General features: G+C 75.0%; 3 protein-coding genes. All 3 read left to right on the plus strand.

What is annotated here, in order from left to right:
- Positions 1-564 (plus strand): hypothetical protein (locus tag ABD323_RS38165; protein WP_344446699.1); only part of this gene is annotated, 564 nt, incomplete at its 5' end.
- 562 nt (positions 565-1,126) lie between these two features.
- A complete protein-coding gene (topA, locus tag ABD323_RS38170) occupies positions 1,127-3,979 on the plus strand; it encodes a type I DNA topoisomerase (RefSeq protein ID WP_344446700.1) in 2,853 nt (950 codons plus the stop codon).
- Positions 3,980-4,163: 184 nt separating this feature from the next.
- On the plus strand, positions 4,164-7,428 hold a 3,265-nt coding region (gene tmk, locus ABD323_RS38175), incomplete at its 3' end, for a dTMP kinase (protein WP_344446702.1).

Here is a 7,428-nt window from a genome sequence, read left to right on the forward strand (position 1 = left end):
CCGCGGGGTGCCCGCCGCGGTGGACCGCCCGCGCCGGCGCCGCGGGCGGCGACCGGCAGCGGCTTCGGCGAGGGGGACACAGGACATATGGAGACGCCGACGGCGATCGCGGCGGGTAGCGTGCTCGCGCTCTTCGGCGGCGCCCTGCTGCTCTGGTGCGCCGTCGAGTTGCGCCTGCGCCACCGCCTGCGCCGGTACGGCATCCCGGTCACCGCGCAGGTGGTCGCGGACACCCTGCCGGTCCAGGCGCTGGACCCGGCCCCGCTGCTCTCCTTCGCCACGCTGCCCTCGGTCGGCGTGTCCGGCGGCGACGGCCTCACCGGCCGCGCCGAGTCGGTGGCGGTGCTGGCCCGGCCCCGGGGCCGCACGCCGCTGCACCGACCGGTGGCGCTGGTGCCGGGCAGCTCGGTGCGGGTGTCATACGATCCGCGGCGCCCGGCCCAGGTGGTGCTCTCCGGCGCGGCGACGGCCGCCTCGCTGCCGCTTGATGTGTTCTGGACGATTCTCGGCACCAGCAGTCTGGCCGGCGGCCTGAGTCTGCTCGCCTCGGTCCTGCTGCGCTGACCCGACCGCCGGGCGGCGCCGACCCATCCGCCCCGGTGCGGGGGTCCGCGGCGGCCGCCGGTCCTCCGCCGTCCGACCGGGACAGCCCTGACCTGCGCTTTCGTGCTGCCCGCCAGAGCGGGCGCGGCTCCGCCGGGCCGGTGTCCGCCGTCCCGGCCGGGGGGTCGGGGGTGCCGTGGAAGGGCTGTGCCGGCCGCCGCCGCGCTGCCCTCGCGGCCCGCTCGAGCGGGCTCGGGCCGCACCCGCCGCCGACCGAAAGAGTCCCTTTTCGACACCCCGCTCACCAGAACTGCGCGGCACGAAGGTCCATCATCGGGTTACCGTTCGAGTGGCGTCGGTCGGCCTTGCCGGTGAAAAAGCAGGATCCGTCCGTTTGACAAGGGTGACCAGGGTACGGTCACACTCCGCAGGTGGGGTCGTCGCAGTGCGGCAACCCCTGGCGGTGGTGTGCCGGGCGACAGAGCGCCCGCGCTGCCCTCGGTGACCGGTTCCGCAACCGGTCACAGCCGTGGGACCAGCCGTCGGCCAGCACACAGGAAACGATCGGGAGAGAAGAGCGAAGGTGTCCCCGAGCAGCGAGACCGCGCAGGGCGGCCGACGACTCGTCATTGTCGAGTCGCCCGCCAAGGCGAAGACGATCAAGGGCTACCTCGGCCCCGGCTACATCGTCGAGGCGAGCGTCGGGCACATCCGGGACCTGCCGGGAACCGCGGCCGAGGTGCCGGACAAGTACACCGGCGAGGTGCGCCGCCTGGGCGTCGACGTCGACCACGACTTCGCGCCCATCTACGTCGTCAACAGTGACAAGAAGGCCCAGGTCACCAAGCTCAAGCAGCTGCTGGCGGAGTCGGATGAACTCTTCCTCGCCACCGATGAGGACCGCGAGGGCGAGGCCATCGCGTGGCACCTGCAGCAGGTGCTCAAGCCCAAGGTGCCGGTCAAGCGGATGGTCTTCCACGAGATCACCAAGGACGCGATCCAGCAGGCGGTGGCCAATCCGCGCGAGCTGAACCAGCGCCTGGTCGACGCCCAGGAGACCCGCCGCATCCTCGACCGCCTCTACGGCTACGAGGTCTCGCCGGTGCTCTGGAAGAAGGTCATGCCGAAGCTCTCGGCCGGCCGCGTCCAGTCGGTGGCGACCCGCCTGGTGGTCGAGCGCGAGCGCGAGCGGATCGCCTTCACCGCGGCCTCCTACTGGGACCTGACCGCCACCTTCGGCACCGGCCGGACCCCGGCGGACGCCGCGAACCCGGAGACCTTCGGCGCCCGGCTGGCCGCGGTGGACGGCAAGCGGATCGCCAGCGGCCGCGACTTCGGCCAGGACGGCCGGCTCAAGACCCAGGGCACCCTGCACCTGGACGAGCAGGCCGCCCGGGCGCTGGCCGCCGCGCTCGAGCAGACCTCGTTCGGCGTGCGCAGCGTCGAGTCCAAGCCCTACCGCCGCTCGCCGTACGCGCCGTTCCGCACCACCACGCTCCAGCAGGAGGCCAGCCGCAAGCTGGGCTTCGGCGCCAAGCGCACCATGCAGGTGGCCCAGAAGCTGTACGAGAACGGCTTCATCACCTATATGCGTACCGACTCCACCACGCTCTCCGAGACCGCGGTCACCGCGGCCCGGGTCCAGGTCACCCAGCTCTACGGCGCCGACTACCTGCCGGACGCGCCGCGCGTCTACGCCAGCAAGGTCAAGAACGCCCAGGAGGCGCACGAGGCGATCCGCCCCTCCGGCGACCGCTTCCGTACCCCGGCGGAGACCTCGCTCAGCGGCGACGAGTTCCGCCTCTACGAGCTGATCTGGATGCGCACCGTCGCCTCGCAGATGAAGGACGCGGTCGGCCAGTCGGTCACCGTCCGGGTCGGCGGCACCTCGAGCGACCGCCGGGACGTGGAGTTCTCCGCCTCCGGCAAGATCATCACGTTCCACGGTTTCCTCAAGGCGTACGTCGAGGGCGCCGACGACCCGAACGCCGAGCTGGACGACCGCGAGCGCCGGCTGCCGCAGGTCACCCAGGGCGACCCGCTCTCCGCCGAGCAGCTCACCCCCGAGGGCCACTCCACCAAGGCGCCGGCCCGGTTCACCGAGGCCTCGCTGGTCAAGGAGCTGGAGGACCGCGAGATCGGTCGCCCCTCGACCTACGCCTCGATCATCGACACGATCATCAACCGCAAGTACGTCTTCAAGAAGGGGACGGCGCTGGTGCCGTCGTTCCTCTCCTTCGCGGTGGTCAACCTGCTGGAGAAGCACTTCGGCCGGCTGGTCGACTACGACTTCACCGCCAGGATGGAGGACGACCTCGACCGGATCGCCAACGGCGAGGCGCAGTCCGTGCCGTGGCTCAAGCGCTTCTACTTCGGTGAGGGCGAGGCCGCCGCGGTGGGCGGCGCGGCCGAGGCCGGCAACGGCGACGGCGACCACCTCGGCGGGCTGAAGGAACTGGTCACCGACCTCGGGGCGATCGACGCCCGCGAGATCAGCTCGTTCCCGCTCAACGACGAGATCACCCTGCGGGTGGGCCGCTACGGCCCGTACGTCGAGAAGGCCGCGGCCGTCGAGGGCGAGCCGGGTCAGCGCGCCGACATCCCCGACGAGCTGCCGCCGGACGAGCTGACCGTGGAGCTGGCCGAGGAGCTGCTGGCCAAGCCGAGCGGCGACTTCGAGCTGGGCGCCGACCCGGTGAGCGGCAACATGCTGGTCGCCAAGGACGGCCGCTACGGCCCGTACGTCACCGAGATCCTGCCCGAGGGCACCCCGAAGACCGGCAAGAACGCGGTCAAGCCGCGGACCGCCTCGCTGCTCAAGACGATGTCGCTGGACACCGTCACCCTGCAGGACGCGCTGCAGCTGCTCTCGCTGCCGCGGGTGGTCGGTGTCGACGCCGAGGGCGTGGAGATCACCGCGCAGAACGGCCGGTACGGGCCCTACCTCAAGAAGGGGACCGACTCGCGCTCGCTCACCAGCGAGGAGCAGATGTTCACGGTCACGCTGGAGGAGGCGCTGGCGATCTACGCCCAGCCCAAGCAGCGCGGCCGGGCCGCCGCCGCCCCGCCGCTCAAGGAGCTGGGCACCGACCCGGTCAGCGAGCGCCCGGTGGTCGTCAAGGACGGCCGGTTCGGGCCGTACGTGACGGACGGCGAGACCAACGCCACGCTCCGCAAGGACGACGAGGTGGAGAGCATCACGCCCGAGCGCGGCTACGAGCTGCTCGCCGAGAAGCGGGCGCGCGGGCCGGTGAAGAAGGTCGCGAAGAAGGCCCCGGCCAAGAAGGCGGCGGCGAAGAAGACCACCACCGCCAAGACCACCACGGCCAAGAAGACCGTGGCGAAGAAGACGGTGGCCAAGAAGACCACCACGGCCGGCAAGGCGACCGCGGCGAAGAAGGCGACCTCGGCCGCCGCTTCGCCCGACGCCGGCTGACGCCCCGTGCGGTGACGCCCCGTGGGGCGCCGCCGCTCGTCGGGCCCGCCGACCCGGTCGACCCCCGCCCCACCTGGTGCGGGGGTCGACCTCGCCCGGCGGGCGCGTCACAGGGCTGTCATGATGCGCGGTCCGCAGCGGCATGAGCCCTTTCCGGCCATCCGGCGACCGCTACCCTGACGGTATGACGAGCGAGGAGCAGCCCACCCCCAGCGCAGCCGCCGCGGCCGGCATCGGCGTACCCGACCTGCCCGAGGTGGCGCCGGCCGGAACGCCCGGTGAGCGGGCCCGCGCCCTGCTGCGGCTGCGCCCCTACCGGCGGCTGTGGGTGACCCAGCTGATCGGCGGCACCGCCGACCGGCTGGCCTTCCTGGTGCTGCTCGCGCTCACGGTGGCCGCCGCCGCCACCGCCGGCCAGTTCGGCGGCGGGTACCGCGGCGTCGCCCTGACGGTCGCGCTGGTCTTCGCGGTCCGCCTCGCGGCCGCGGCGCTGGTCGGCGTCCCGCTGCTCGGCCCGCTCCACCGGCTGCTCACCACCCGGCTCGACCGGCGCTGGACGCTGATCGGCGCGGACGTGGTGCGCGCGGCCCTGATCGCCGTGGCGCCCTGGTGGCCGGTCTGGCTCGGGACGGGCTCCGCCGCCACCTACGCGCTGCTGGGCACCGTCTTCGCGGCCGGTGTCGCCGAGCGGATCTGGTCGACCGCCAAGGGCGCGACCGCGCCGGCCCTGCTCCCGCCGGTCAACCCGTACGCGCCGACGGACGAGCAGCGCCCCTCGGCCGCGAACCTGGACACCCTGCGCACGCTGGACCTGCGCACCGGCTGGGCCACCGTGCCGCTCGCGGCGGTCGGCCTGGTCGGCTTCACGCTGGTCAACAACCTCGTCGCGGCGCTGGGCTCGCAGTGGCTGAGGCACCACCAGGTGACGGTCGCCGCGCTGGGCGCCGCCGGGCTCTTCGCCGCCTCGGCCGTGCTGCTCAACCTTCAGGACCTGCCGCGCCGGGTGGCCGGCGCCGTGCCGCGCTCCCCGCTGCGGGGCCTGCGCGCGCCCACCGACGCGACCCCGGGCCCGGCGCTGGGCAAGGGCCGCACCGGCTCCGCGCCCTACTTCACCTTCTCGGTGGCCGCCGCCTACGCCGCGATGGCCGGCGCCGCGGCGCTCGCGCTGCTGACCTCCTTCGAGCACGGCGGCGGACCGGTCGGCTACGGCCTGCTGGTGCTCGCCGCGACCGGCCTGCCCTGGCTCGGGCTGCGGCTCACCCGGGTCACCCTGCCCGCGCTCTCGCGCCGCCGGCTGCTGGCGGTCGCGCTGCTGGTGATGGGCGTGGCACTGATCCTGGCCGGGCTGGTCTTCGACTACGTGCTGATCCTGCTGCTCACCTCGGTGGCCGCGACGGCCGCCGGCATCGTGGTCGGGGTCGGTCGCGCGCTGCTGGCGCAGGAGGTCGAGGAGGACCGGCTGCCGCGGGTCACCGAGCACCTGTACGCGGTGCTGCGGATGGTCGTGGGCGCCGCGCTGGTGGTGGTCCCGCTGATCGCGGCGGCCTACGGCGAGGTCGACTACGGCAGCCGCGGTCCGGGCAGCTTCACCTTCGTGCACGGCGGCGCCGCGCTCGCGGTGGCCACCGCCGGGGTGCTGACCCTGGTGCTGGCGGCCGTGGTCCTGCTCAAGACGGACGACCAGCGCGGCACCGTGCCGTTCGGCCGTGAGCTGCTGGAGGCGGTCAGCGGCGCGCGCGACGTGCCCGAGCACCGCACCACCGGCACCGGCTTCTTCATCGCCCTGGAGGGTGGCGACGGGGCCGGCAAATCCACCCAGGCGCAGGCGCTGGCCGAGTGGATCCGCAGCAAGGGCCACGAGGTGGTGCTGACCCGTGAGCCCGGTGGCAGCCCGGTCGGGCAGCGGCTGCGCGGCCTGGTCCTGGACGTCGGCAACACCGGCCTCTCGCACCGCGCCGAGGCGCTGATCTACGCGGCCGACCGCGCGGAGCACGTGGAGAACGTGATCCGCCCGGCGCTGGCCCGCGGCGCCGTGGTGATCACCGACCGGTACATGGACTCCTCGATCGCCTACCAGGGCGCCGGGCGCGACCTGGCCGCGACCGAGGTGGCCCGGATCTCGCGCTGGGCCACCGGCGGGCTGGTGCCCGACCTGACCGTCGTGCTGGACGTCGACCCGACGAAGGCGCGTGAGCGGTTCACCGAGGCGCTGGACCGGCTGGAGTCCGAGCCGACCGAGTTCCACGCCCGGGTCCGCGCCGGGTTCCTCGCGCTGGCGGCGGGCGACCCGGTGCGCTACCTGGTCGTCGACGGCAGCCGCGAGCCGGCGCTGGTCACCACCGCGGTGCGCCACCGGCTCGACCGCGAGCTGCCGCTCTCCGAGCAGGAGAAGGCCGCCCGGATCGAGCAGGAGCGCAAGGCCAGGGCGGAGGCCGAGCGCCGCGCGGCCGAGGAGGCCCGCAAGAAGGCCGAGGCGGAGGCCGCCGAGCGCAAGCGCCTGGAGCTGCTGGAGCAGCTGCGGGCCGAGCAGGCCGAGCAGGAGCGGCTGGCGAAGGAGGAGGCGGCCAGGGTCGCCGCCGAGGCGGCTCGCAAGGCTGCCGAGGAGGCCAGGCTCAAGGCGGCGGCCGAGGCCGCCGAGCGGGCGGCCGCGGAGGCCGAGCGCAAGGCCGCGGAGGAGGTCCGGCTGGCGGCCGAGGCCAAGGAGCGGGCCCGCCTGGAGGCGCAGGCCGCCCAGCAGGCCGAGCTGCAGCGCCAGCGCGACGTGCAGCGCGAGGAGCAGCGGCGACGGGCCGAGGAGGCGCTCCAGCGCGCCGAGGCGACCCGGGTCGCGGAGGCTGCCGCGGCGGCCGCGGCGGCGGCCAACGACGCGGCGGCGGTCACCGCCGAGCTGCCGCTGGTGACCGGCCCCGAGGATCTGACGCAGGAGATCTCCGAGCGCGACCGGCAGGCGGCGGTGGGCGCCGCCGACGCCGCCGCGCGGGCGGCGGGCGCGGTCGCGGGCGACCCCCCGGCCGCCGCCGCCGGGGGGGCGGGGGCCGGGCCCGGGGGCGACCCGGAGGGTGACGCGGCGGACGATCCGGCCACCGGGGCGGTCGACGCGACCGCGGTCCTGCCGAAGGTGCCGCAGAGCCCGCAGGGCTCGCAGGGCTCGCAGGCCAAGGGCCGTCCGGGCGCGGCCGCCACCGAGGGCCCGGCGGTCGACCGGACGGCGGTGCTGCCCCGGGTGACGCCGAGCGGCCCGGCCCCGACCGGGGTCCGGCCCCCCGCCGGTGGCGCGTCGGCCGGGAGCGCTGCGGCGCGTCCGGTGGTGTTGCCGGTCGAGGAGCGGCTGCCGCAGGGCCTGTGGCGGGCGGAGCCCGCGGTCGAGAGCACCCGTGAGCTGCCGGGGGGCCCCCCCGCCCCCGCGGGGCCGGGGGGGCCGGGCGCCGGCTTCGCGGGGGGGCCGGCGC

The organism is Kitasatospora nipponensis, from assembly GCF_039528135.1.
Classification (GTDB): Bacteria; Actinomycetota; Actinomycetes; order Streptomycetales; family Streptomycetaceae; genus Kitasatospora; species Kitasatospora nipponensis.